26 protein-coding genes are annotated in these 24,768 nt (G+C 69.2%); 8 read left to right on the forward strand and 18 right to left on the reverse strand.

The window, feature by feature from the left end; all coding sequences use genetic code 11:
- Nucleotides 1-14: 14 nt before the first annotated feature.
- Nucleotides 15-956 carry a CPBP family intramembrane glutamic endopeptidase gene (locus ACFY36_RS38565; protein ID WP_499750842.1) on the forward strand — a complete coding sequence of 314 codons (942 nt, stop codon included), beginning with the start codon at nucleotides 15-17 and terminating at the stop codon, nucleotides 954-956.
- Nucleotides 957-961: 5 nt separating this feature from the next.
- On the opposite strand, the gene ACFY36_RS38570 is transcribed toward ACFY36_RS38565, so the two are convergent.
- From ACFY36_RS38570 to ACFY36_RS38610, 9 genes are read right to left on the reverse strand one after another with little or no spacing between them, the layout of a single operon-like run.
- Nucleotides 962-1,711, reverse strand: coding sequence for a maleylpyruvate isomerase family mycothiol-dependent enzyme (locus tag ACFY36_RS38570; RefSeq protein WP_499750843.1), 750 nt, complete (start codon nucleotides 1,709-1,711; stop codon nucleotides 962-964).
- Nucleotides 1,712-1,741: 30 nt separating this feature from the next.
- Nucleotides 1,742-2,164: a metal-sulfur cluster assembly factor gene (locus ACFY36_RS38575; RefSeq protein ID WP_438865814.1), complete on the reverse strand. Its 423-nt coding sequence runs from the start codon at nucleotides 2,162-2,164 to the stop codon at nucleotides 1,742-1,744.
- A complete protein-coding gene (sufU, locus tag ACFY36_RS38580) occupies nucleotides 2,077-2,532 on the reverse strand; it encodes a Fe-S cluster assembly sulfur transfer protein SufU (RefSeq protein ID WP_499750844.1) in 456 nt (151 codons plus the stop codon). The genes ACFY36_RS38575 and sufU overlap by 88 nt, the downstream gene beginning before the upstream one ends.
- Nucleotides 2,532-3,761 carry a cysteine desulfurase gene (locus ACFY36_RS38585; protein ID WP_499750845.1) on the reverse strand — a complete coding sequence of 410 codons (1,230 nt, stop codon included), beginning with the start codon at nucleotides 3,759-3,761 and terminating at the stop codon, nucleotides 2,532-2,534. The genes sufU and ACFY36_RS38585 overlap by 1 nt, the downstream gene beginning before the upstream one ends.
- Before the next feature lie 22 nt (nucleotides 3,762-3,783).
- Nucleotides 3,784-4,545, reverse strand: coding sequence for a Fe-S cluster assembly ATPase SufC (gene sufC / locus ACFY36_RS38590; protein ID WP_097322442.1), 762 nt, complete (start codon nucleotides 4,543-4,545; stop codon nucleotides 3,784-3,786).
- Nucleotides 4,542-4,874 carry a non-heme iron oxygenase ferredoxin subunit gene (locus ACFY36_RS38595; protein WP_499750846.1) on the reverse strand — a complete coding sequence of 111 codons (333 nt, stop codon included), beginning with the start codon at nucleotides 4,872-4,874 and terminating at the stop codon, nucleotides 4,542-4,544. Before ACFY36_RS38595 ends, sufC begins: the two co-directional genes overlap by 4 nt.
- A 5-nt stretch (nucleotides 4,875-4,879) precedes the next feature.
- Entirely contained in the window at nucleotides 4,880-6,007 is a 1,128-nt protein-coding gene (gene sufD / locus ACFY36_RS38600) for a Fe-S cluster assembly protein SufD (RefSeq protein ID WP_499750847.1), read from the reverse strand.
- 26 nt (nucleotides 6,008-6,033) lie between these two features.
- A complete protein-coding gene (sufB, locus tag ACFY36_RS38605; protein WP_499750848.1) occupies nucleotides 6,034-7,455 on the reverse strand; it encodes a Fe-S cluster assembly protein SufB in 1,422 nt (473 codons plus the stop codon).
- Nucleotides 7,452-8,186, reverse strand: a complete 735-nt coding sequence (locus ACFY36_RS38610; protein ID WP_499750849.1) for a helix-turn-helix transcriptional regulator — start codon at nucleotides 8,184-8,186, stop codon at nucleotides 7,452-7,454. The genes sufB and ACFY36_RS38610 overlap by 4 nt, the downstream gene beginning before the upstream one ends.
- Nucleotides 8,187-8,302: 116 nt before the next feature.
- On the opposite strand from ACFY36_RS38610, the gene ACFY36_RS38615 reads away from it, so the two are divergent.
- The gene (locus ACFY36_RS38615) at nucleotides 8,303-9,271 is read left to right on the forward strand and encodes a COX15/CtaA family protein (RefSeq protein WP_499750850.1); all 969 of its coding nucleotides are present in this window, start codon (nucleotides 8,303-8,305) and stop codon (nucleotides 9,269-9,271) included.
- Between the two features lie 584 nt (nucleotides 9,272-9,855).
- Here the strand turns inward: ACFY36_RS38615 and ACFY36_RS38620 are convergent.
- The 3 genes from ACFY36_RS38620 to ACFY36_RS38630 form a co-directional block, all read right to left on the reverse strand.
- A complete protein-coding gene (locus tag ACFY36_RS38620; protein ID WP_499750851.1) occupies nucleotides 9,856-10,758 on the reverse strand; it encodes an ATP-grasp domain-containing protein in 903 nt (300 codons plus the stop codon).
- 9 nt (nucleotides 10,759-10,767) lie between these two features.
- On the reverse strand, nucleotides 10,768-11,061 hold the full coding sequence (locus ACFY36_RS38625) for a hypothetical protein (protein WP_499750852.1): 294 nt from the start codon (nucleotides 11,059-11,061) through the stop codon (nucleotides 10,768-10,770).
- 310 nt (nucleotides 11,062-11,371) lie between these two features.
- The gene (locus ACFY36_RS38630; RefSeq protein WP_499750971.1) at nucleotides 11,372-12,313 is read right to left on the reverse strand and encodes a heme o synthase; all 942 of its coding nucleotides are present in this window, start codon (nucleotides 12,311-12,313) and stop codon (nucleotides 11,372-11,374) included.
- Nucleotides 12,314-12,573: 260 nt separating this feature from the next.
- Between ACFY36_RS38630 and tkt the strand changes: the two genes are divergently transcribed.
- The 6 genes from tkt (at nucleotide 12,574) to ACFY36_RS38660 (ending at nucleotide 19,978) form a co-directional block, all read left to right on the forward strand.
- Nucleotides 12,574-14,706: a transketolase gene (gene tkt / locus ACFY36_RS38635; RefSeq protein ID WP_499750853.1), complete on the forward strand. Its 2,133-nt coding sequence runs from the start codon at nucleotides 12,574-12,576 to the stop codon at nucleotides 14,704-14,706.
- A gap of 12 nt (nucleotides 14,707-14,718) precedes the next feature.
- The gene (gene tal / locus ACFY36_RS38640) at nucleotides 14,719-15,855 is read left to right on the forward strand and encodes a transaldolase (protein WP_499750854.1); all 1,137 of its coding nucleotides are present in this window, start codon (nucleotides 14,719-14,721) and stop codon (nucleotides 15,853-15,855) included.
- A 92-nt stretch (nucleotides 15,856-15,947) separates the two neighbouring features.
- A complete protein-coding gene (gene zwf / locus ACFY36_RS38645; RefSeq protein ID WP_499750972.1) occupies nucleotides 15,948-17,465 on the forward strand; it encodes a glucose-6-phosphate dehydrogenase in 1,518 nt (505 codons plus the stop codon).
- Nucleotides 17,462-18,478 carry a glucose-6-phosphate dehydrogenase assembly protein OpcA gene (locus ACFY36_RS38650; RefSeq protein ID WP_499750855.1) on the forward strand — a complete coding sequence of 339 codons (1,017 nt, stop codon included), beginning with the start codon at nucleotides 17,462-17,464 and terminating at the stop codon, nucleotides 18,476-18,478. Before zwf ends, ACFY36_RS38650 begins: the two co-directional genes overlap by 4 nt.
- A gap of 68 nt (nucleotides 18,479-18,546) precedes the next feature.
- Entirely contained in the window at nucleotides 18,547-19,287 is a 741-nt protein-coding gene (gene pgl, locus ACFY36_RS38655) for a 6-phosphogluconolactonase (protein WP_499750856.1), read from the forward strand.
- 94 nt (nucleotides 19,288-19,381) lie between these two features.
- Nucleotides 19,382-19,978 (forward strand): GNAT family N-acetyltransferase, encoded by a 597-nt coding sequence (locus tag ACFY36_RS38660; RefSeq protein WP_499750857.1) that lies wholly within the window; start codon nucleotides 19,382-19,384, stop codon nucleotides 19,976-19,978.
- Here ACFY36_RS38660 and ACFY36_RS38665 read toward each other — a convergent pair.
- From ACFY36_RS38665 to ACFY36_RS38690, 6 genes are all read right to left on the reverse strand, one after another.
- The gene (locus ACFY36_RS38665; protein WP_097322606.1) at nucleotides 19,975-20,319 is read right to left on the reverse strand and encodes an RNA polymerase-binding protein RbpA; all 345 of its coding nucleotides are present in this window, start codon (nucleotides 20,317-20,319) and stop codon (nucleotides 19,975-19,977) included. The genes ACFY36_RS38660 and ACFY36_RS38665 overlap by 4 nt on opposite strands.
- Before the next feature lie 117 nt (nucleotides 20,320-20,436).
- Nucleotides 20,437-20,694: a preprotein translocase subunit SecG gene (secG, locus tag ACFY36_RS38670; RefSeq protein ID WP_499750858.1), complete on the reverse strand. Its 258-nt coding sequence runs from the start codon at nucleotides 20,692-20,694 to the stop codon at nucleotides 20,437-20,439.
- 91 nt (nucleotides 20,695-20,785) lie between these two features.
- Nucleotides 20,786-21,550 carry a triose-phosphate isomerase gene (tpiA, locus tag ACFY36_RS38675; RefSeq protein WP_499750973.1) on the reverse strand — a complete coding sequence of 255 codons (765 nt, stop codon included), beginning with the start codon at nucleotides 21,548-21,550 and terminating at the stop codon, nucleotides 20,786-20,788.
- Between the two features lie 28 nt (nucleotides 21,551-21,578).
- Entirely contained in the window at nucleotides 21,579-22,781 is a 1,203-nt protein-coding gene (locus ACFY36_RS38680; protein WP_499750974.1) for a phosphoglycerate kinase, read from the reverse strand.
- On the reverse strand, nucleotides 22,778-23,776 hold the full coding sequence (gene gap / locus ACFY36_RS38685; protein WP_499750859.1) for a type I glyceraldehyde-3-phosphate dehydrogenase: 999 nt from the start codon (nucleotides 23,774-23,776) through the stop codon (nucleotides 22,778-22,780). The genes ACFY36_RS38680 and gap overlap by 4 nt, the downstream gene beginning before the upstream one ends.
- 314 nt (nucleotides 23,777-24,090) lie before the next feature.
- Nucleotides 24,091-24,711, reverse strand: coding sequence for a hypothetical protein (locus ACFY36_RS38690; RefSeq protein ID WP_499750860.1), 621 nt, complete (start codon nucleotides 24,709-24,711; stop codon nucleotides 24,091-24,093).
- Nucleotides 24,712-24,768: the final 57 nt, after the last annotated feature.

A 24,768-nucleotide genomic window follows, 5' to 3' on the forward strand; every position in this document is an offset into this window, starting at 1 on the left:
CATGATCTTCGATCGTGCTTGCCGAAGTGCTCGTCGTGGCGCTGGTCCTCGCGCTCCTGTCCGACGTGGTCACCAACCTGCTGCGCCCGGGCCGGGCGATGGCGCGGATCGTGGCGCGACCGGACGGCCGGGTCTGGTTCTACCGCCGCTTCCTGCTGGGCGGCTGGACGCTGGCCGTCCTGGCGCTGCTACCGGTCGTCGACAGCTCCGCCCTGACTCGGGCCCACCTCGGCCTGACCTGGTCGGGCGGCGGCGTGGCGGGCCCCGTGCCGTCGTTCGCCCCCGCAGTGGCCTGGGCCCTGACGGCGTTCCTGCTGGCCGTCCTGGTCATCAGCGGCAACCGCCTGCGGCAGCACGTCCTGGCCGGCGGCACGGTGGCGACCCGCGAGAAGGCAGCACCGATGTTCCCGCGCACGCCCCGAGAACGAGGCCTGGCCACGGCGGTAGCGGTCACCGCGGGCATAGCCGAGGAGATCGTCTTCCGCGGCCTCTTGATAGCCGCCGGCGTGGTCCTCTTCGACCTGCCGCTGGTAGCGGCCTGCGCGTTGAGCGTCGCCCTGTTCGCGGCAACGCACCTCTATCAGGGCGCACAGGGCGTCTTCGGCGCCGCCGCCCTGGCTGTCGCCTTCACCGGCATCACCGTCCTGTCCGGCACCCTCCTCCCGGCGATGATCCTGCACGTCGTCGTCGACCTGATCGCCTTCCTGCACATCCCCGCTCCGGCCCTCCACCCCGCCCCACCCACGTCGGCCGAACCTCCGCCCGCGGAAGTGACGGTGCCGGCCGCCTCGCCGCCGAGGGCCGAGCTCGCCGCCGCATCGGCCTACGGCCGAGTGATCGCCGCTCAGCCCGCGCCGGCCGGCGGGCGAGGGACCTGGAACGTGCCGGTAGTGCCCGGACCGGGGCCGGCGGGAGCCGTGACTCCCCCGCTGCGGCGGTCGGCGCCGGGGGCCTGAGCTGGTCAATCGTTGTCGATGAAGCCCTGCAGCTCGGTCAGCACTCCTCGGTCGCCGTCGACTCGCAAGGTGTCGAAGGGCACGCGGCCGTACAGGGCCAGCACCAGATCGCTCGCCGGGCCGTGCACCGTGGCCACGGGATCGCCGGCGGCCGGTGGGTCCAGACGTACACCTGAAGGGGAAAGATCGACCGTGTAGACCGGGCCGTCGGTGGCCGAGAACGCGATGCGCGCCGGGCGATGCGGCCACTCGCCCGTCGAGGCCAGGCCGACCGACAGGAACTCGGCCACCCCGTCGACCGCGATCGCGGCCGGCAGCGGCTCCGGCTTGCCCACCGTCTCCTGCGCGTCGTAGGCGTGCACCGCCGCCTCCTGCACCTGGTGACGCGCCACCGCCCCCGCGGTCAGTGGCGTGCCCGAGGCGGCCCACCAGGCCCACACCGGCGTGTCGGGCTGGGCGCCGCGCAACGCCGACAGCAGCAGCTCGGTCGACACGGCCGACCACTCCACGAGATCGCCGTGCGGCAGCTGGTCGGTGACGTCGTCGTCGCCCGGCGGGCGGGACGGGTCGGCCATGCTCACCGCGCCCGCCCAGAACCGGTGAACCGCACCGAGATGGGCGACCAGGTCGGTCAGCGCCCAATCAGGACACCCGGGCACGCGGGCATCACGGGAAGGGGCGGCGGCCAGCGCCGAGCGCAGCGCCGCCGCCCGTTCGTCGATCTGGGACAGGAGATCGTCGTACGAAGAAGTCATACCCGGTTTTCTACCAGGCGGGTACGACGGTCAGACGTTGAAGCCCAGCGCCCGCAACTGCTCGCGCCCGTCGTCCGTGATCTTGTCGGGGCCCCACGGCGGCAGCCACACCCAGTTGATCCGGAAGTCCGAGACGATGCCGCCGCCGGGGCCGGCCGTCAGCGCCGTCCGGGTCTGGTCCTCGATCACGTCGGTCAGCGGGCAGGCCGCCGACGTCAGCGTCATGTCGAGGGTGGCCACGTTGTCGTCGTCCACGTGCGTGCCGTAGACCAGGCCGAGGTCGACCACGTTGATCCCGAGCTCGGGGTCGACGACGTCCTTCATGGCTTCTTCGATATCGGCGATAGACGCCTTGGCTACGTCAGTCATGCCTTCACCTCCGGGGCAGCGCCCACATCTACACCGGCGCGCGCCGCGGCGTCCTTGAACGCCATCCACGGCAGCAGCGCACATTTGACCCGGGCCGGGAACTTCGCCACTCCGGCGAAGGCCACCGCGTCCCCGAGCACGTCCTCGTCGGGTTCGACCTGGCCGCGCCCCTGCATCAGCTCCACGAACGCCTCGTGAATTCCCGCGATGTCGTGCGCGTCGCGGCCCTGGAGCAGCTCGTGCAGCACCGACGCGGAGGCCTGGCTGATCGAGCACCCGAGGCCGTCGTACGAAATCTCCGAGAAGTCGGACGAGACCCGCACGGTGATCTCATCCCCGCACGTCGGGTTGACGTGGTGCGCCTCCCCGTCGAAGGGATCGCGCAGCCCGCGCCCGTGCGGGTGCTTGTAGTGATCGAGAATGATCTCCTGGTAGAGCCCGTCCAGCATCATCAGGCGAACACCTTCCGCACCTGGTCGAGGCCGCGGGCGAGGGCGTCGATCTCGTCCGTGGTCGTGTAGAGGTAGAACGACGCACGCGTCATCGCCGGCACCCCGAACCGGGCGCACACCGGCTTTGCGCAGTGGTGACCCACCCGCACCTCGACGCCGAGCGCGTCGAGGATCTGCCCGACATCGTGCGGGTGCACCCCGTCGACGTCGAAGGACAAAGTGCCTCCGCGGCCTTCCGGAGTGGCCGGGCCGAAGAGGCGTACGAAAGGAACGTCCGCCAGGACCTTGAGGGCGTACGCCGTGATGTCCTGCTCGTGCTGGTGGACAGCCTCCATGCCGAGCGCGTTCAGATAGTCGACGGCCGCGCCGAGCCCGATGGCCTCGGCGATCGGCGGCGTGCCGGCCTCGAAGCGGGCCGGCGGCGGCGCGTACGTCGTCCGGGCCATCGTGACCGTCTCGATCATCGAGCCGCCGGCCAGGAAGGGCGGCATCTCGGCCAGCAGGTCGTACCGCCCCCAGAGGACGCCGATGCCGGTCGGCCCGAGCATCTTGTGCCCGGTGAACGCGATGAAGTCGGCGCCCAGCGTGCGCACGTCGACCGGCAGATGCGGCACCGACTGCGAGGCGTCCAGCATCACCAGCGCGCCGACCTGCTTGGCCCGCTCGACGATCCGCGACAGGTCGTTGATCGTGCCGAGCGTGTTCGACATGTGCACGACGGAGACGATCTTCGTGCGCTCGTTGACCAGCGCGTCCAACGTGGACTCGTCGAGCCGGCCGTCGTCGGTCACCCCGAACCAGCGGAGCGTGGCGCCCGTACGCTCACACAGCAGCTGCCAGGGAACGATGTTCGAGTGGTGCTCCATCTCGGAGATCACCACCTCGTCGCCCGGCTTCAGGCTGAGGTGCTGCCCGAGCGAGTGCGCGACCAGGTTGATCGCCTCGGTCGAGTTCTTCGTGAAGATGATCTCGTCGGGGTTCGTGGCGCCGATGAACGCCGCGATCTTGCCGCGGGCGTCCTCGTACGCCGACGTGGCCTCGGTGCCGAGCGTGTGCACCGAGCGGGACACGTTGCCGTTGTGCCGCTCGTTGTGCTCGCGCATGACCTCGAGCACCTGGCGAGGTTTCTGCGAGGTGTTGGCGCTGTCCAGGTAGACCAGCGGATGTCCGTTGATCTCACGGGACAGGATCGGGAAGTCGGCTCGGACCCGGGCCACGTCGAACGTCATCGTTCTTCTCCTTGCCGGAAGGTCAGACGCGGGTGCCGACGTAGCGCTCGTAGCCCTCGGCTTCCAGCTGCTCGGCCAGCTCCGGGCCGCCCTCCTGGACGATCTTGCCGGCGACGAAGACGTGCACGAAGTCCGGCTTGATGTAGCGCAGGATGCGGGTGTAGTGGGTGATCAGCAGCAGGCCGGTCTCGCCGGTCTCGCGGACCCGGTTGACGCCCTCGCTGACGATGCGCAGCGCGTCGATGTCGAGGCCCGAGTCGGTCTCGTCGAGGATCGCCATCTTCGGCTTGAGCAGCTCGAGCTGCATGATCTCGTGACGCTTCTTCTCACCGCCGGAGAAGCCCTCGTTGACGTTGCGCTGGGCGAACGCCGGGTCCATCTGGAGCTTCTCCATGGCGCCGCGCAGCTCGCCGGCCCAGGTGCGGAGCTTGGGGGCCTCGCCGTCGATGGCGGTCTTGGCCGTACGGAGGAAGTTCGCCACCGAGACGCCGGGCACCTCGACCGGGTACTGCATGGCCAGGAACAGGCCGGCGCGGGCCCGCTCGTCGACGGTCATGTCGAGCACGTTCTCGCCGTCGAGGGTGACGGTGCCGCCGGTGATCTCGTACTTCGGGTGGCCCGCGATGGAGTACGCCAGCGTCGACTTGCCCGAGCCGTTCGGACCCATGATGGCGTGGGTCTCGCCCGACTTCACGGTGAGGTCGACACCGGCCAGGATCGGCTTCAGCTCGCCCTCGGGCAGCTTGACCGACACCTGCAGGTCGCGGATCTCCAGGGTGCTCACGGGTTTACTCCATTGCTCGGAATAGTCGATACATAGATGTCGCCGTCGCGGATCTCGACGGGGAAGGTCGCCACCGGCTCGAAGGCGGGCGGGCCGCTGGGCTCGCCGGTGCGCAGGTCGAAGCGCGAGCCGTGCAGCCAGCACTCGAGCGTGCACCCGTCGACCTCACCCTCGGAGAGCGCGACCGAGGCGTGGCTGCACTCATCCCGTACGGCGTAGTAGTTGTCGTCGTCGGCGTGCACGACGGCGATCTCGGTGCCGTCGAGCTCCACCGAGATCACCTCGCCCTTGGCGACATCGGCCGCCGAGCCGACCAGTTCGAAGCTCACTTTTCCTAAACTCCGGCCTCGGCCAGGCGCGACTCGATCACATCGCCGAGCCGCTCGCGGAGTCCCTCGCTGGGAATCTTGTTGATCAGCTCGGCGAAGAAGCCGCGGACCACGAGCTTGCGCGCCTCGCCCTCAGGGATGCCGCGGGCCATCAGGTAGAACAGCTGCTCCTCGTCGAAGCGGCCGGTCGCGCTGGCGTGCCCGGCGCCGACGATCTCACCGGTCTCGATCTCGAGGTTCGGCACCGAGTGGGCGATGGCGCCGTCGGTCAAAATCAAGTTCCGATTGATCTCGTACGTATCGGTGCCGGTGGCCGCCGCGCGGATGAGCACATCGCCGACCCAGACCGTCTGCGCCTTCGCGCCCTGAAGCGCTCCCCGGTAGCCCACGTAGCTGCGGCAGTCGGGAACGGCGTGGTCGACGAGCTGACGGTGCTCGAAGTGCTGGCCGGCGTCGGAGAAGTACAGGCCCCACAGCTCGGCGTCGCCGCCGCGGCCCGCGTATTCCACGCTGGTGAACTGCCGGACCAGGTCGCCGCCGAGCGCCACCTGCACGTGCTGCACCCGGGCGTCCTTGCCGACCCGGAACTTCACGTGCTGGGCCTGCACGGTGCCGGCGTCCCACTCGGCGAGCGTCACGAAGGTCAGCTGCGCGCTGTCGCCGATGACGACCTCGACGTTGTCGGCCAGGGTGGCCGTGCCGACCTGCTCCAGGATCAGGGTCAGCTTGGAGAAGGCGCCGACCTTGACGACCGTACGGGCCGCGGCCGCCTCCCCGCCCTTGCCGACGATCCGGATGACGACCGGGTCGGCCAGCTCGGTCTCGGTCGCGACGTCGATCTGCGTGACGTGCGCGGCCGAGCCGTAGGCCAGGGCGCTGACCCGGTCGAACGGCGTGAGGATGGCATCGGCCGCGGGCACCTCGCGCACGGCGACGCCGACGGGCAGGTCGCCGTGCTCGACCGAGGGCGCCACGCCGGTCAGTGACGTCGCCTTGATCAGGTCACCAAGACGCTTGATCGGGGTGAAACGCCAGTCCTCCTCCAGGCCGGTGACGGCCGGGAAGTCGTTGACGTCGAAGGAGCGCAGCACCTGCGACTTGGTGCTCGGCGGGGCGAGGGCCTCGGTAGTCATGTCTTCCTTAATCGTCTCTGGGGCGGTCAGCCGACCGCTCCCTCCATCTGCAGCTCGATGAGGCGGTTGAGCTCCAGGGCGTACTCCATCGGAAGCTCCTTGGCGATCGGCTCGATGAAGCCACGCACGATCATCGCCATCGCCTCGTCCTCGGTCAGGCCGCGGCTCATCAGGTAGAAGAGCTGGTCGTCGGAGACCTTGGAGACGGTCGCCTCGTGCCCCATGGTCACGTCGTCCTCGCGGATGTCGACGTAAGGGTAGGTGTCCGAGCGGGACACGGTGTCGACAAGGAGTGCGTCGCACTTGACGGTGCTCTTGGAGCTCGAGGAGCCCTCGAGGACCTGGACCAGGCCGCGGTACGAGGTCCGGCCACCGCCGCGCGCGATCGACTTGGAGATGATCGTCGAGGAGGTGTGCGGAGCGGCGTGCACCATCTTGGCGCCGGAGTCCTGGTGCTGGCCCTCGCCGGCCATGGCGATGGAGAGGACCTCGCCCTTGGCGTGCGCGCCGGTCATGTAGACAGCCGGGTACTTCATGGTCACCTTGGAGCCGATGTTGCCGTCGACCCACTCCATGGTCGCGCCCTCTTCGCAGGTGGCGCGCTTGGTGACCAGGTTGTAGACGTTGTTCGACCAGTTCTGGATGGTCGTGTACCGCACCCGGGCGTTCTTCTTGACGACGATCTCGACGACCGCGGAGTGCAGCGAGTCGGACGAGTAGATCGGCGCCGTGCAGCCCTCGACGTAGTGCACGTACGAGCCCTCGTCGGCGATGATCAGCGTCCGCTCGAACTGGCCCATGTTCTCGGTGTTGATCCGGAAGTAGGCCTGCAGCGGGATGTCGACGTGCACGCCCTTCGGCACGTAGATGAAGGAGCCACCCGACCACACCGACGTGTTCAGCGCGGCGAACTTGTTGTCGCCGACCGGGATCACGGTGCCGAAGTACTCCTGGAAGAGCTCCGGGTGCTCCTTGAGCGCGGTGTCGGTGTCGAGGAAGAGGACGCCCTGCTCCTCGAGGTCCTCACGGATCGCGTGGTAGACGACCTCGGACTCGTACTGAGCGGCGACACCGGCCACGAGGCGCTGCTTCTCGGCCTCGGGGATGCCCAGCTTGTCGTACGTCGCCTTGATGTCCTCCGGCAGCTCTTCCCAGCTGGCGGCCTGCTTCTCGGTCGAGCGCACGAAGTACTTGATGTTCTGGAAGTCGATGCCGGTGAGGTCGGCGCCCCAGTTCGGCATGGGCTTGCGGTCGAACAGGCGCAGGCCCTTGAGCCGGAGGTTGAGCATCCACTCCGGCTCGTTCTTCTTCGACGAGATGTCGCGCACCACGGCCTCGGACAGGCCACGCTGCGCCGCGGCGCCGGCGATGTCCGAGTCGGCCCAGCCGTACTCGTACTTGCCGAGGGCGGCGAGGTGCTCTTCCTGAGTAGCGATCTGGTCGGTCATCTATCTGTCCTAACCGTGGGTGCGTCGGTTACACGTGTGGCCCGCGCGGGAGCCGGGATGTGCGTGGTGCACACCCCGTCGCCGTGCGCGATGGTGGCGAGGCGCTGCACGTGGGTGCCGATGAGGCGGGAAATAACCTCGGTCTCGGCGTCGCACAGCTGAGGGAACTCGGCAGCCACGTGGGCCACCGGGCAGGAGTGCTGGCACAGCTGGCCGCCGGACGCGATCGTGGTCGCGTTGGCAGCGTAGCCCTCCGCGGTGAGCGCCTCGGCGAGCGCCTCCGCCCGGGCGATCGGATCGTCACCGGCCTCCAGCAGCGCCGCCCGGCAGCGCTCCTCGAGGGCGACGACCTGGGTCGCGGCGAAGGCGGAGATCGCCTCGGCGCCGTGCTGATCGGCGATCCAGCGCAGCGCGGCCGTCGCGATGCCGTCGTAGAAGTGCGGGTTCAGGTTCTCCCGCGCGGCGGTGGTGAGGGCGAAGGTCTTGGCCGGCCGCCCCCGCCCGCGCGGACGGTTGTTGCGGACCTCGCGAACCTCGACGAGGCGGTCGGCGAGCATCGCGTCGAGGTGCTTGCGGATGGCCGCGGGGCTCAGCCCCAGCTCGGCGCCCAGCTCGGCCGCGGTGGCGGAACCGCGCTCCAGCAGCAGCTGAGCGACGCGATCACGGGTACGCCCGTCCGCGGCGACGGCAGACGCCGACGCACCGCTTCCGAGCAGCACCTCGTTTTTCACTACGCCAACGTTACGTATTTCGTCACGAGCCTGCAAACCGACCCCCCGGTGATCTGTCACACCGAGTTGCGGGAGCACCGGTTTTCGCGCGCAACCGCCTGCGTACGATCCCAGAGGTGAGGTTTCTACCGCTGCGCCCTCTGGCCCTGGCGTCACTGATCGCCAACATCGCGCTGATCGTCACCGGTGCGGCGGTCCGTCTCACCGGCTCCGGTCTGGGCTGCCCCACGTGGCCCAAGTGCACCGACGACTCCTACACGACGACGGCCGAGATGGGCGTCCACGGCGTCATCGAGTTCGGCAACCGCATGCTGACGTTCGTGCTCGGCCTGCTGGCGGTGCTGTGCGTGCTGGCCGCCCTGCTCGAGAAGCCCCGCCGCCGCTCGACGATCGTGCTGAGCGTCGCGGTCCTGGCCGGCATCCCCGGCCAGGGCGTGATCGGCGGCATCACGGTTCGCACCCACCTCAACCCGTGGGTGGTCGGCCTGCACTTCCTGCTGTCGATCGCGCTGATCGCCCTGGCCTACTTCCTGTGGAAGCGCACCTTCGAGGGCGACGGCAAGCCGGTCGACCTGGTCCCCCGCCCCCTGCGCCACCTGGCGGCCGTCCTGACCGCGACGAGCGTGGCCGTGATCGCCATGGGCGTGGTGGTGACGGGCAGCGGCCCGCACGCCGGCGACGAGAAGGCGAGACGCAACGGCCTCGACCCGGCCACGGTCTCCCAGGCCCACGCCGACGTGGTGTTCCTGTTCATCGGGCTGACCGTCGCACTGGTCTTCGCCCTGCGCGCGGTGAAGGCCCCGCGTCAGGCCAACCGCGCGGCGATCACCCTGCTGGCGATCGTCCTGGGCCAGGGCATCATCGGCTTCGTCCAGTACTTCACCCATCTCCCGGTGATCCTGGTCGGCGCCCACATGCTCGGCGCCGGCCTGGTCTGGACGGGCACCCTGTCGGTCTGGTGGTCGCTGCGCTCCCGTCCCGCCCTGGAGCAGGCCCCGACTTCCCCCGCCGCCCCATCACCGGCCCCGGCCACCGCCGATGTCACACCCACCGCCGCCGACGAGCCGGTACCGGCCCAGCGCTGACCCTTCGCTCTCCCGCGACAGGCCTCCGCCGGCCCAGCACTGACGCGCCACCATCCCGCTGGGCCGCCGTCGGCCCAGCACTCACCCGCCCTCCCGCAGCGCCGCGCCTCACCCGGAGGCCGGCGCTGTTTCTTCAGCATCTCCACCGCAACGCCCGGCCGTGAGAAACCCACGAAACGCTCTGACCTGGAGTTCCTCAAAAGTGCCCTGTGGATAACCGCGTGTCGTCCACAGGCGCCGAATTCGGTCCTTCATTGATCGGCGCGCTCCGGCAGGCTTTCCGGCATGCCACACAGGAGCCCCACCAGTTCCACAGTTCACCGCCGATCCGTCCTCCCACCACTGTCGGCGCGCCCTCCGACGCGCGGCCGATCACCGACCGGGGCCGTCCCGGTCTCGGCCGCGGAAGGCGCCGCCGGACGACTGCTCCGCGCGATCGGTGCTCCCCCGGCCCGTTCGCCGTGCACGCCCAGCGGCCCACGACCCGGAAGGAGGTGGTGATCGGGAAAGATTCGCCGTCGAGAGCTACGGCGGCCGCCTGTCTCCCGGGGCGGCCGCCGACCACTCCGTCGTGCGCGAGTGCGTCAGAGGCGGGCGAGGATGGCGTCGGCCAGGCGGGTGGCGGCGCCTGGGGACTCCGAGAGGAAGAGTGAGGGCTCGGTCAGCTCCAGCTCGACCAGCAGCGGCGCGCCGTCGGGGCCCGGGATGAGGTCGATGCGGGCGTAGAGGAGGCGCTTCGTGCCGCCGGGGATGTGCCGGAGGACGCGGGCGGCCACGTCCAGCTCGGCCTCGGTCGGTGTCCGCGGGGTGATCTGCTCGCTGCCGGGGTCGATGTTTCCCTCGTCGGGGCCGGTCAGCATCGCGCCCTTGCGGATGGAGTGGCTGAAGGTCAGCTCGCCGGTGGCGTCGGGAGTGAAGATGAGCGCGCTCTCGCCGAGCGTGTCGACGGCCGCCAGGTAGGGCTGGATCATCGCGACGCGGCCGGCCTCCTGGAGGCGGGTCACGTGGGCCTCGGCCAGGTCGCGCTGGTCCGGCAGGCGGTAGCGGCCCGTGTCCTGGCTGCCGGCGCTGATCGTGGGCTTCACGACCCACTCGCCGGACTCGGGTGACGTCCAGGTGTCGCCCGGCGCGACGAAGTCGGTGGGTGTGACCGGCAGACCGGCTCCGGCGAGCTCGCCGAGGTAGCGCTTGTCGGTGTTCCACTCGATGATGTCGGCCGGGTTGAGCAGGCTGGGGACTCCGCGCGCCCAGGCCACGAAGCCGGCGCGGCGCGGGACGTAGTCCCACGGCGAGCGGATCACGACCAGGTCGTACCCGGCCCAGTCCGCCGCCGGGTCGTCCCAGCGGACGGCGTCGACCTCGGTGCCGCGCGAGCGCAGGGCGTCGCGCAGCGGGTGGTCGCCCTCCCACAGGTCGGGGAAGAGGTCACAGGTAACGAGAGCGACCCGGGAGGTCTCCCGGGCCGCTGGGTGATTAGAGGAAGTCACAGGACGTTTCTACCGGGCCATGCTCCGGCGCGACATCGACCGCCAAAGGTCGTTGCTGGGGCGCATCTGCTCCATGAGCTCGCGCTCCCACTCGTTCTCCACCTCGACGCCGGCGTTCTCGCACGCCTTGCGGGCGGTGCTGGTGTCGTCGGCGAACTGGTCGGACCACTCGCCGTCCTGGCCGACGAGGACAATGCGGGCACCACGCTTGCCGACGTACTCGATGACCGCCTTGGCGCCACCGTGGCCGGCGGCGAAGGATTTGATCCCCGCGGTCAGTGTCGTATCGGAACCTTGAGCCATGACGGGCAGCGTAAGCAGTGAATCTGGGAGAGCAAGCACTCCCGCCCTGGTTTTGTGAGGGGAATTACCTGCGGGTTTAACTGTTGGACACATTGCTATCAGCCAATTTGTCCGATTCGAACCCATCAACGGGTTTCCATCGATTGAGTGACTTGCCGTAACCGAGAATCGGATCATTCCGGGCGCGTTGTGCGACGCGGGTGACGCTCTGCTGGGGAAGACGTGCTCGGGAAACGGCGACGGGCGGTCGCGCGGCAGCGGTGAACTGCCGGCGGCCGCCCGTGACGAGAACGAGACCGAAGCTTAAAGATCAGACAAGGGCGTCGACCGCGACCGCGATGAACAGGATCGTCAGGTACGTGATCGACCAATGGAACAGCCGCATGGGCTTGGCCGGCTGGCCGGCCCGGGTGCGCTTCACCAAGAGGAACGCCTCGGCCAGGAAGGCCACGCCGGTCGCGATGGCCGTGATGCCGTAGATCAGGCCGAGGCCCAGCGCCCACGCCGCCAGCGAGGCGGCCACGGTCAGCACCGTGTAGAGGACGATCTCGAAGTTCACGCGAGCCTCGGACCGCACCACCGGCAACATCGGGACGCCGGCGCGGGCGTAGTCGTCCTTGTACTTGATGGCCAGCGCGTAGAAGTGCGGCATCTGCCAAAAGAACACAATGGCGAAAAGCGCCCATCCGACGGCGCCCACATCGCCCGTGACAGCGGCCCAGCCGATGATCACCGGGGCCGATCCGCAGATGCCGCCCCAGAACGTGCTGGCGACGGTGCGCCGCTTGAGCCAGAGCGTGTAGACGACGTCGTAGTAGAAGATCGCGCCCGCGGTCAGCGCCGTGGCCAGCCAGTTGGTGAAGACGGCCATCAGGGCGACGGAAATCACGGCCAGGGTCAGACCAAAGATCAAGACCGATCTCGGGGTGACGCTGTTGGCCGGCAGCGGGCGCCGCTTCGTACGCCGCATCACCTGGTCGATGTCGCGGTCGATGTAGCAGTTCAGCGCGCTCGCGGCACCGCCCGCCATCGCCCCGCCGATCAGCACCACGGCGAGAGTGCCCAGGTCAGGCCACCCTCCGGCGGCGACGATCATGGCCGGGATCGTGGTCACCAACAGCAACTCGACGATCTGCGGCTTGGTCAGCGCCAGATAGGCGCGGAACAAGGCGATGGGATCACGACGCGTCGCCTCGGCGGTGTTCTCCCGACTGCCAAGCTCCCGTTCTCCAACGGGACGCTCGGTGATCATGCTCACGGACTGCCACCTTCCGGCATCGGCACTAGCCAACTCACGACCGTTGCCGGCAGCAGCCGGCGGCACGCTCGGACAGCCTACGCTCAGCCATCTCCGCTGCTCTGACGACCCTTGCCGGGTGCATGGCGTCACACAGGACGTGTCCGCTCTCAGCGTATGGGCCTCGGGCGTTCCCCGGGCGCGGGTTTAACCCAAGTGGATAGGGTCAAGCTCAAAAGGGATTCCCAAAATCATGCCCGAGGAGCACAACCGACGTGGCTGCCACAGATCCTGCTCTCAATTGGTCCGACCTTGACCGCAAAGCGGTGGACACTGTCCGGGTGCTGGCCATGGATGCCGTCGAGAAATCCGGCAATGGCCATCCAGGTACCGCGATGAGCCTCGCGCCGGCCGCATACCTGCTGTTCAACCGGGTCATGCGCCACGACCCGACCGATCCGCTCTGGGCCGGGCGCGACCGCTTCGTGCTCTCCTGTGGGCACTCCAGCCTCACCCTCTACATTCAGCTCTACCTCAACGGCTTCGGCCTGGCCCTCGACGACCTGGCCTCGCTGCGGCAGTGGGACTCGCTGACCCCCGGTCACCCCGAGTACGGCCACACCCCCGGCGTCGAGGTCACCACGGGCCCGCTCGGCCAGGGCATCGGCAACGCGGTGGGCATGGCGATGGCCGCCCGCCGCGAGCGCGGCCTGTTCGACCCCGAGACCGCCGCCGGTGACTCTCCGTTCGACCACAATGTGTACGTACTGTGCTCGGACGGCGACATCGAAGAGGGCGTCAGCCACGAGTCGAGCGCCATCGCCGGCGTACAGAAGCTCGGCAACCTCACGGTGATCTACGACGACAACGAGATCTCCATCGAGGACGACACCCGCATCGCCAAGAACGAGGACGTCGGCGCGCGCTACGCGGCGTACGGCTGGCACGTCCAGCACGTCGACTGGCGCAAGGGCGACCCGTCGAAGGGCAGCGAGTACCACGAGGACGTCGAGGCGCTGCACAAGGCGATCGTCGAGGCCAACAAGGTCACCGACAAGCCCTCGTTCATCGTGCTGCGCACGATCATCGGCTGGCCCGCGCCGAACAAGCAGAACACCGGCAAGATCCACGGCTCGGCGCTCGGCGCCGAGGAGGTCGCCGCGACCAAGAAGATCCTCGGCTTCGACGAGAACGAGTCGTTCGCGGTCGCCGAGGACGTGCTCGCGCACGCACGCCAGGTGGTCGAGCGGGGCAAGACCGCGCACGCCGAGTGGAACACCAAGTTCGAGGCGTGGGCCAAGGGCAACGCCGACGGCAAGGCCCTGTTCGACCGGCTCTCCGCGCACACCCTGCCCGAAGGCTGGGAGAAGTCGCTCCCCGAGTTCCCGGCCGACCCCAAGGGCCTGGCCTCCCGCGCCGCCTCGCAGCAGGTGCTCAACGCCCTCGCGCCGGTGCTGCCCGAGCTCTGGGGCGGTTCGGCCGACCTCGCCGAGAGCAACAACACCACGATGAAGGGCGAGCCGTCCTTCATTCCGTCGGAATACGCGACGAAGGCCTTCCCCGGTAACGAGTACGGCCGCACGCTGCACTTCGGCATCCGCGAGCACGGCATGGGCTCGGTCCTCAACGGCATCACCGCCCACGGCCGCACCCGCCCGTACGGCGGAACCTTCCTGGTCTTCAGCGACTACATGCGCGGCGCCGTCCGCCTCTCGGCGCTGATGAAGCTCCCGGTCATCTACGTGTGGACGCACGACTCGATCGGTCTCGGCGAGGACGGCCCGACCCACCAGCCGATCGAGACGCTGTCGGCGCTGCGCGCCATCGTCGGCCTCGACATCGTCCGGCCGGCCGACGCCAACGAGACGGCGTACGCCTGGCGCGGCGCCATCGAGCACAACGACCGGCCGACCGGCCTGGCCCTCTCCCGCCAGAACCTGCCGACGATCGACCGCACCAAGTACGCGTCGGCCGAGGGCACCCTCAAGGGCGGCTACATCCTCTCCGAGGCCTCCAACGGCGAGCCCAAGGTGATCCTCATCGGCACCGGCTCCGAGGTGCAGTACTGCCTCACCGCGCAGGAGCGCCTCGAGGCCGAGGGAACTCCGACCCGCGTGGTATCGATGCCGTGCCTCGAGTGGTTCTACGAGCAGGACACCGCGTACCAGCAGCAGGTGCTGCCGCGCGGCGTCAAGGCCCGGGTGACGGTGGAGGCCGGCATCCGGCAGAGCTGGGACCGGATCCTGGGCGAGGCGGGCGAGCCCGTCAGCATCGAGCACTACGGTGCGAGCGCCCCCGCCAAGGTCCTCTTCGAGCAGTTCGGGTTCACCGCGGACAACGTGGTGGCCAAGGCCAACGCCGCCCTGGCCAAGGTCGGCGAGATCACCGGTCACACGACCGGTAACTGAGGAGTAGTTGTAATGGCAGACAGACTGGCAGAGCTCAGTGCCCAGGGCGTGGCGGTGTGGCTCGACGACCTCTCCCGTCCCCGGCTGACCACCGGCTCGCTGAAGAAGATGCTCACCGAGGAGCACGTGGTCGGCGTGACCACGAACCCGAGCATCTTCCAGAAGGCGCTCTCGGACGCGGACGCGTACGACGCGCAGCTCAAGGACCTGGCCGCGCAGCGGGTCACCGTCGAGGAGGCCGTACGGCTGATGACGGCCCGCGACGTGCGTGACGCGTGCGACGTGGAGCGCCCGGCGTACGACGCCTCCAAGGGCGTCGACGGCCGCGTGTCCATCGAGGTCGACCCGCGCAAGGCGCACGAGACCGAGAGCACCGTGGCCGAGGCCAAGACCCTGTGGTGGCTGGTCGACCGCGAGAACCTCTTCATCAAGATCCCGGCCACCCTCGCGGGCCTGCCGGCGATCACCGCCACGCTCGCCGAGGGCATCAGCGTCAACGTGACCCTGATCTTCTCGCTCGAGCGCTACCGCGCGGTGATGGAGGCGTTCCTGGCCGGCGTCGAGCAGGCCAAGGCGAACGGCCACGACCTCAGCAAGATCGGCTCGGTGGCGTCGTTCTTCGTCTCCCGCGTGGACAGCGAGGTCGACAAGCGCCTCGACAAGATCGGCAGCGACGAGGCCAAGGCGCTCAAGGGCAAGGCCGCCATCGCCAACGCCCAGCTGGCGTACGAGGCGTACGAGGAGATCTTCGGCGGTGAGCGCTGGAAGGCGCTCGCGGCCGCCGGCGCGCAGCCGCAGCGTCCGCTGTGGGCGTCCACGTCGACCAAGAACCCCGAGTACAAGGACACCATCTACGTCGAGGAGCTGATCGCTCCCGGCACGGTGAACACCATGCCGGAGTCCGTGATCAAGGCGTTCGCCGACCACGGCGAGACCCGCGGCAACACGATCTCGGGTCAGTACGAGGCCGCCCGCAAGGTCTTCGCCGACCTCAAGGCCGTCGGCGTCGACTTCGACGACGTGGTCAAGGTCCTCGAGACCGAGGGCGTCGACAAGTTCGAGCAGAGCTGGAAGGAGCTGCTCGAGGGCGTCGACAAGTCGCTGAAGGCGGCGGCCACCGGCTCGAAGAGCCCGAGCGACGCAGCCTGATCGATGAGGGGGTCCACCGTCCGCGGTGGGCCCCCTCACCTCGTACCTGCTAAGACACCTGCACGACACCGAAAACTGGCAGGATGGATCACGTGGGCAATCCGCTGCGTACCGCACAGGACCGCAGGCTTCCCCGGATCCCGGAGCCCTGCGCTCTGGTGATCTTCGGAGTCACCGGTGACCTGTCTAGAAAGAAGCTCATCCCGGCCGTCTACGACCTGGCCAACCGAGGTCTGCTGCCGCCCGGTTTCGTGGTTCTGGGCTTCGCCCGCCGCGACTGGGGTGACGGCGACTTCGAGTCCCTGGCCTACGAGGCGGCGAAAAAGGGCGCTCGTACGCCGTGGCGCGAGGACGTCTGGCAGCGGCTGGCCAGTCAGTTCCAGTTCGTGCCGGGCTCGTTCGACGACGACGCCGCGTTCGACAACCTCGCCGAGACCCTCGACGACCTGCGCGAGCGCAACGGCATCCCGGGTAACGCCGCCTTCTACTTCTCCATCCCGCCGGCCGCGTTCCCGCTGGTGCTCAACCAGCTGGCCCGCACGGGCATGGCCGACAACGCCAAGTCCGGCGGATGGCGCCGCGTCGTGGTGGAGAAGCCGTTCGGCAGCGACCTGGAGAGCGCCATCGCGCTCAACCAGCTCGTCGACGAGGTCTTCACGCCGGGCGACGTCTACCGCATCGACCACTACCTCGGCAAGGAGACGGTCCAGAACATCCTGGCCCTCCGCTTCGCCAACAGCCTGTTCGAGCCGGTGTGGAACTCCAAGTACGTCGACTCGGTGCAGATCACGATGGCCGAGGACGTCGGCATCGGCACCCGGGCCGCGTTCTACGACGCGTCCGGCGCCGCCCGCGACGTCCTGCAGAACCACCTTCTCCAGCTGATGGCCCTGGTGGGCATGGAGGAGCCGACCAGCTTCGACCCGCGCGACGTCAGCGCCGAGAAGCTGAAGTTCCTCAAGGCGATCAGCCTTCCGAAAGACATCTCCAAGGGCTCGGTCCGCGGGCAGTACCTCCCCGGCTGGGTGGCCGGCGAGCGCGCCATGGGCTACCTCGAGGAGAAGAACATCCCGGCCGATTCGACGACCGAGACCTATGCGGCCGTACGCCTCGGCGTGCAGAACCGCCGCTGGGCCGAGGTGCCCTTCTACGTGCGGGTCGGCAAGCGCATGCCGCGCCGGGTGACCGAGATCGCGATCCTGTTCAAGCGCGCTCCGCACCTGCCGTTCGACCCGGCCGACGTCGAGATGCTCGGCAACAACCAGCTGGTCATCCGCGTGCAGCCGGACGAGGGCGTGGTGCTCAAGTTCGGCTCCAAGGTGCCGGGCACCACGATGGAGGTCCGCGACATCGCGATGGACTTCCAGTACGGCGAGGCGTTCACCGAGTCCAGCCCCGAGGCGTACGAGCGCCTGGTCCTGGACGTGCTGGTCGGCGACCGGACCCTGTTCCCGGACGCCGCCGAGATCGAGCAGAGCTGGCAGGTCATCGACCCGCTGGAGGCCGCCTGGAAGGGCACCAAGCCGGAGCCGTACCGGGCCGGCGAGTGGGGCCCGCGGGCGTCCGACGAGATGCTGGCCCGCGAGGGCCGCGCGTGGAGGCGAGCATGATCGGGCTGTGGGACACCACCGGCAACGAGGTGGTGAAGGCGCTCGCCGCCGAGCGGCGCAGCGCCGGCGGTGTGGCGTCGGGGCTGGCCCTGACGCTGGTCGCCGTCGTCGAGGAGAAGAAGGTCCGCGAGGCCGAGGCCGCGGCCACCATCGCCGCCGCCGCGCACCCGTGCCGGCTGCTCATCGTGGTCCGCTCCGATCTGGAGGGTCGCAGCCGTCTGGACGCCGAGATCGTCGTGGGCGGGCGTCTCGGCCCGGCCGAGGCAGTCGTGATGCGGATGTACGGCCGGCTCGCCCTGCACGCCGAGTCGGTGGTCATGCCGCTGCTGGCGCCGGACGTCCCGGTCGTCACCTGGTGGCACCAGGACCCGCCGGACACGATCGCGAACGACTTCCTCGGTGTCGTGGCCGACCGCCGGATCACCGACTGCGCCCAGGCGGCCGACCCGGTGGCCGCGCTGCGGCAGCGGGCCATCGACTACGCGCCCGGTGACACCGACCTGACCTGGACCCGCATCACCCTGTGGCGGACCCTGGTCGCGGGCGCTTTCGACACCACCGAGGCCCGGGTCGTCGGCGCCACCATCACGGCGCCCGAGTCCGACCCGACGGCCGCGCTCATGCGGGGCTGGCTCCAGTCGCGGCTGGGCATCCACCCGGCGCTCCAGCACACCGACCGCTCCCCGCGGATGCACTCGGTGAGCCTGCAGTGCGAGAACGGCGACACGGTGACGGTGACCCGCGAGGAGAACACCGCGCTGTTCAGCCGCACCGGCCAGGAGGACCGCTACATGCCGCTGCCGAAGCGGCCGGTCGGCGACGAGCTGGCCGAGGAGCTGCGCCGCCTGGACGCCGACCAGATCTACGCCGACGCGCTGGGCGCGATGGCCGGGGTCACCGGCCTCGACCAGAAGCCGCCGATGCGCGTGCACGTCTGGAGGGACCCGGCGCTCGCCGCCAAGGCGGAGTCCGACGCCGGCGCGATGGCCGGCCCCGGCGGCTCGGCCGCATAGCTCGAAAAACCAGAAGTGGGCCGCCTCCGTTGCCGGAAGGCGGCCCACGGCCTTTGACAGGAGTGATCGTGAGCAAGACCTTGGTCGTGGTGGTACCCGACGCCGACATCCTCGCGGCGACGGTGGCGTCCCGGCTCGTCGCCAAGATCGTGGACGCGCAGGCGGAGCGTGGGACGGCGAGCGTGGTGCTGACCGGTGGCCGCATCGCCGGCAAGGTGCTGCACACCCTGAAGGACCTGCCGGCCGCCGCGGCGATCGACTGGTCCCACGTGGACCTGTGGTGGGGTGACGAGCGCTTCCTGCCCGCGGGCGACGCCGACCGCAACGAGACCCAGGCCCGCGCCGCCCTGCTCGACGCGCTGCCGCTCGACCCGGCCCGGGTGCACGCCATGCCCGCCTCGGACGGCCCGGACGGCGACGACGCCGGGGCGGCCGCCGCCCGGTACGCCGGTGAGCTGCGCCTGGGCGGCGCCGACGTGCCGCCGTTCGATGTGCTGATGCTGGGCGTCGGCGAGGACGGCCACGTGGCCTCGCTCTTCCCCGAGCACCCGGTGCTCAACGAGACCGGCACGACCGCGGCCGTACACAACAGCCCGAAGCCGCCGCCGAACCGCATCACACTGACCATGCCGACGATCCAGAGCGCGGACGAGGTGTGGCTGATCGCGGCCGGGCCCGACAAGACCGAGTCGGTCGGCAAGGCCCTCAACGGCGACAAGCTGCTCCCGGCCGCGCACGCCACCGGCACCTCGAAGACGTACTGGCTGCTCGACAAGGCGGCCGCGGCGAACGTGGCCGCGAAGAACTGAAAGATTGCCCGAAGGTGCGGCGCCGAGCCGAATCGGCGCCCACCTCGAGGGCGTGAGCCAGGCCACGGGCCGGGTGAACCATAGACTGCGCATCGTGCAGCCAAAGATCCGCGCCTACCGGCCCAGCGACCTCGACTCCGTCTACGACATCTGCGTCCGCACCGCCGACGCCGGCGGTGACGCCCGCGGCCAGAACAGCTCCGACCGGCTGGTCGGAGACGTCTTCGCCGCGCCGTACGTCGTGCTGGAGCCCGAGCGGGCGTTCGTGCTGGACGACGGCGAGGGCACGGCGGTCGGCTACGTCCTGGGCACGAAGGACACCGCGGACTTCGTCAAGCGTTACCGCGACGAGTGGCTCCCGGCGACCGAGGGACGCTACGGCGACGACCCCCGTGACGAGCTGTGGCTGAGTCTGCACCACAACCCGGAGCGCATGATCATCCCCGCCCTGGCCGACTATCCGGCCCACCTGCACATCGACCTGCTGCCGGAGTGGCAGGGCAAGGGCTTCGGCCGGGGCCTGATGGCGGCCTTCCTCGACGGTCTGCGCGCGGCCGGCGTGGACCGGGTGCATCTGGGGATGAACCCGGCCAACACCGGAGCACGCGTCTTCTACGACCGCCTGGGCTTCACCGAGCTCACCGTGCCCGGCGCCGAGAACGTGACCTACATGGGCCGTTCGACGTCCTAGTCGCGGCCGCGGCGCTGGCGCACCTTGGCCAGCGCCTCTTCCAGGATCTTGGCGCCGTCCTCGTCGGAGCGGCGCTCCTTGACGTACGCCAGATGCGACTTGTACGGCTCGGAGCGCAGCCGCCCGGGCGGGTTCTTCCCGTCCAGGCCGGCCGGCTGGCCGCAGCGCGGGCAGTCCCACGTCTCGGGCGGGGACGCCTCAGCCGCGAACAGGATGTCGCTGATGTGCCCGGCGGAGCAGAAGTAGGTCACCTCCCGGCGCGGTGCGGGCTCGGTACGCTCGTCGGGGCGCATCGGGGACGAGCCGACTCGGCTGCCACGGATGGCGCTGCCACTGGACACGGACGTCACTCCTGTCTCGGACGAAACAAACCAAAACAAACGCCGCGCGCCCGGCAGAACCGGACGCGCGGCAGATTCTACGACTATTACGCTCCGTCAGGAAGCGTGCCTGGCCAATTAACTGCCCGGCAGTGCCAGGCGCATCCAGAGCCCCAGGCCGATGATGCAGGCGAACCAGATGACCGCGACGAGCACGGTGTAACGGTCGAGGTTTTTCTCCGCCACCGACGAGCCGGCCAGGCTGGAGGTGACGCCGCCGCCGAACATGCTCGACATGCCGCCGCCCTTGCCGCGGTGCAGCAGGATCAGCAGGGTCAGCACGAGGCTGGTGAGCACCAGCAACACGATCAACGTGTACGCGAACCACATCGGCATGGTCGGTTCGTTTCCTCTCGAAGGGCACAGCAGCGGTCCAACAATAGCGTGTGCCCGGACGCCAGAGGCGCCCGGGCACACGGGGAACTTCTCAGCGGGCTACATGCTCCCGAAACCGGGCGATCGACGCGAACTCCTCGGCGTCGAGGCTCGCCCCGCCGACGAGCGCGCCGTCCACATCGGGCTGCGCCATGATCGAGGCGATGTTGGCCGCCTTGACCGAGCCGCCGTACAGGATCCGGATCGCGCCGGCGGCCTCGGCGCCGTGGTTCTCGGCGAGGCAGGCCCGGATCGCTCCGATGACCTCCTGCGCGTCCTCCGGCGTCGCCGTCTTGCCGGTGCCGATCGCCCAGACCGGCTCGTACGCGATGACGATCTGCTTGACCTGCTCCGCCGTGAGGCCGGCCAGCCCGGCGAGCAGCTGCGTGGTGCAGTGCACGACGTGCCCGTTCTCCTCACGGACGTCCAGCCCCTCGCCCACGCAGAGGATCGGCGTCAGGCCGCTCGCGAAGGCCGCCTTCACCTTCGCGTTGACCACGTCGTCGCCCTCGTTGTGGTACTCACGGCGCTCGGAGTGCCCGGCCAGCACGTACGTGCAGCCGAGCTTCTCCAGCATCGAGCCGGCGATCTCGCCGGTGTAGGCGCCGGACTTGTGCCGCGAGATGTCCTGCGCGCCGTACTCGATGAGCAGCTTGTCGCCGTCGACCGCGGTCTGCACGGTGCGCAGGTCGGTGAACGGCGGCAGCACGGCCACCTCGACGTCGGTGAGCTGCTGCTCGGACAGGCTCGCGGCCAGCTTCTGCACCAGCAGATTCGCCTCGAAGTGGTTGAGGTTCATCTTCCAGTTGCCGGCCATCAGCGGCCGGCGAGCTTCCGCAGTCACGTCACTTCTCCAGCGCTTCGATGCCGGGCAGGGTCTTGCCCTCGAGGTATTCCAGGGAGGCGCCGCCGCCCGTCGAGATGTGCCCGAAGGCGCTCTCGTCGAGGCCGAGGGTGCGCACGGCCGCGGCCGAGTCACCGCCGCCGACGACCGAGAAACCGTCGATCTTGGTGATGGCCTCGGCGACGCCCCGGGTGCCGGCCGCGAACGGCGCCAGCTCGAAGACGCCCATCGGGCCGTTCCAGAACACGGTCTTCGCCGGGCCGATGGCGTCGGCGAACAGCGCCACCGACTTCGGGCCGATGTCGAGGCCGAGACGGTCGGCCGGGATCTCGGACGCGTCCACGGTCACGTGGTCGGCGTCGGCCGAGAACTCGGTGGCCGCGACGACGTCGACCGGCAGGACGATCCGCCCCTGCGCCTCGGAGAGCAGGTCACGGCAGGTCGTGACCATGTCCTCCTCGAGCAGCGACTTGCCGACCTCGTGGCCCTGGGCCTTGAGGAAGGTGAAGCACATGCCGCCACCCACGAGCAGCTTGTCGACCTTCGGCAGCAGCGCCTTGATCACGGCGAGCTTGTCGGAGACCTTCGAGCCACCCAGGACCACGACGTACGGCTGCTCGGGGCTCTCGGTGACCTTCTTGAGCACCTCGACCTCGCGCAGCACGAGGCCGCCCGCGTAGTGCGGCAGGATCGCCGGAACGTCGTACACCGAAGCGTGCTTGCGGTGAACGGCGCCGAAGGCGTCGTCGACGTAGTAGTCGGCGAACGAGGCCAGCTGAGCGGCGAAAGCGGCCCGGGCCGCCTCGTCCTTGGCGGTCTCGCCCTCGTTGAACCGCAGGTTCTCCAGCAGGAGCACCTGGCCGTCCTGGAGCGCGCCGACCTTGGCCGCCGCGTCGTCGCCGACGGTGTCGGTGGCGAAGGCGACCGGCGCGCCGAGCAGCTCGCCGAGCCGCGTGGCGACCGGGGCGAGCGTGAACTTGGGGTCCGGGGCGCCCTTGGGACGGCCCAGGTGCGACACGACGATGACGCGGGCGCCAGCGTCACGCAGGGCGATCACCGTCGGCAGGACCGCGCGGGCGCGGCCGTCGTCGGTGATGACGCCCGGCTGGTTCTTGTCGAACGGGACGTTCAGGTCGGCGCGCACGAGCACGCGCCGACCCGAGACACCCTCGCCGAGCAGGTCGTCGAGAGTCTTCAAGATCAGGCTCCGACGAGCTTGACCAGGTCGACGAGGCGGTTCGAATAGCCCCACTCGTTGTCGTACCAGCCGACGACCTTGACCTGGTTGCCGATGACCTTGGTGAGGCCGGCGTCGAAGATGCAGGAGGCCGGGTCGGTCACGATGTCCGAGGAGACGATCTCGTCCTCGGTGTAGACCAGGATGCCCTTGAGCGGGCCCTCGGCGGCGGCCTTGATCGCGGCGTTGACCTCTTCGACCGAGGTGTCCTTGGCCGCGGTGAAGGTCAGGTCGGTGGCCGAGCCGGTGGGGATCGGCACCCGCAGCGCGAAGCCGTCGAGCTTGCCCTTGAGCTCGGGCAGCACCAGGCTGACGGCCTTGGCGGCGCCGGTCGAGGTCGGCACGATGTTCAGGGCGGCGGCGCGGGCGCGGCGCAGGTCCTTGTGCGGGCCGTCCTGCAGGTTCTGGTCCTGGGTGTAGGCGTGGATCGTGGTCATGAGGCCACGCTCGATGCCGATGGTGTCGTTCAGGACCTTCGCCATCGGGGCGAGGCAGTTGGTGGTGCAGGAAGCGTTCGAGATGATCGTGTGCTTCGCGCCGTCGTACAGGTTGTCGTTGACACCCATGACGATGGTGATGTCTTCGTTCTTGGCCGGGGCCGAGATGATGACCTTCTTGGCGCCCTTGTCGATGTGCGCCTTGGCCTTGGAGGCGTCGGTGAAGAAGCCGGTCGACTCGATGACGACGTCGGCGCCCAGGTCGCCCCACGGCAGGTTGTTGGGGTCACGCTCGGCGAACGCCTTGAAGGTCTTGCCACCGACGGTGATCTCGTCGGCGGTGGCCTTCACCTCGTGGCCCAGGCGGCCGAGGATCGAGTCGTACTTGAGCAGGTGCGCCAGCGTGGCGTTGTCAGTCAGATCGTTCACGCCGACGATCTCGATGTCCGCGCCCGAGGCCTGAGCGGCCCGGAAGAAGTTGCGGCCGATGCGGCCAAATCCGTTGATGCCAACCCGGATGGTCACAGGTGGATCTCCTCGTTTCGGTCCGCCGGATTTGCGACCGGCGGAGGGTCTGCGTTGCCGACCGTTTCCCGGGCCGGCAAAGGGGCGTCCGGCCGCCGCGCCAGCAGGAGGAGGCGCCGCGACTGACGGGCGGCGCACAGCGCGGTCGGCCGAGCTGCCGGCACCGTCGCCGTCGGCTAAGACACTATCCGAGCCCTCTGAGCCCATCACGCAGGGGGCGCAACCTAACCGTGACTAAGCTCGCCCGTTAACCTGCGCTTCTTCCCCCGGAAAACAGCGAAGGGCCGCTCACGCGGCCCCTCGCTCACCGCCCATCAGCTGGCCGGGTCGTCACCACGACGCTCCAGCAGCTGAATAACCCTCGCCATGCCCGCCTTGAGCTCCGTGACGTCGGTCTTGAGCTCCGTGACGTCCGTCTTGAGCCCCGAGACGTCGGTCTTGAGTCCCGAGACGTCCGTCTTGAGCCCCGAGACGTCCGTCTTGAGCTCCGTGACGTCCGTCTTGAGCCCCGAGACGTCCGTCTTGAGCCCCGTGACGTCGGTTTTGAGGTCGGAGATCTTCGCCTTCTGGTCCGCGTAATGCCTGAGCTGAGTCCGCTTGATCTCCTGAATGTCGCTCCACTGCCGGAACTGGGCCTCGATCACCTTGTCCAGGTCAGCCTGCTGCTCGAGCTGGGTCACCCGCAGGTTCTTCACCTCGTCGAAGACGTGGCGCAGATCGGTGGACATCGCCCTGAGCTGCCCGGACTGTTCGATCTGCGTCCTTCGAAGCGCGTTCAGCTGCTGGACGTGATGCCCCAGCGACGTTTGATAGTCACTCGCGTCCTGGCTCGCACCGGCTGCCAAGATCCTCACCTCCGCCGCGTCCTGTCGGATGTCCGCGATCTCATCTTCCACTGTTGTCACCCTCTGTGCGAGGGCCTCAATGCCGCTCATGGCGGGAGAGTCTGCCGGGTTTTCGAGGGCTGCGGTAAGGGCTTTCAAACAGGCAAA

Source organism: Actinoplanes sp. NPDC000266, from assembly GCF_042899005.1.
GTDB lineage: Bacteria > Actinomycetota > Actinomycetes > Mycobacteriales > Micromonosporaceae > Actinoplanes.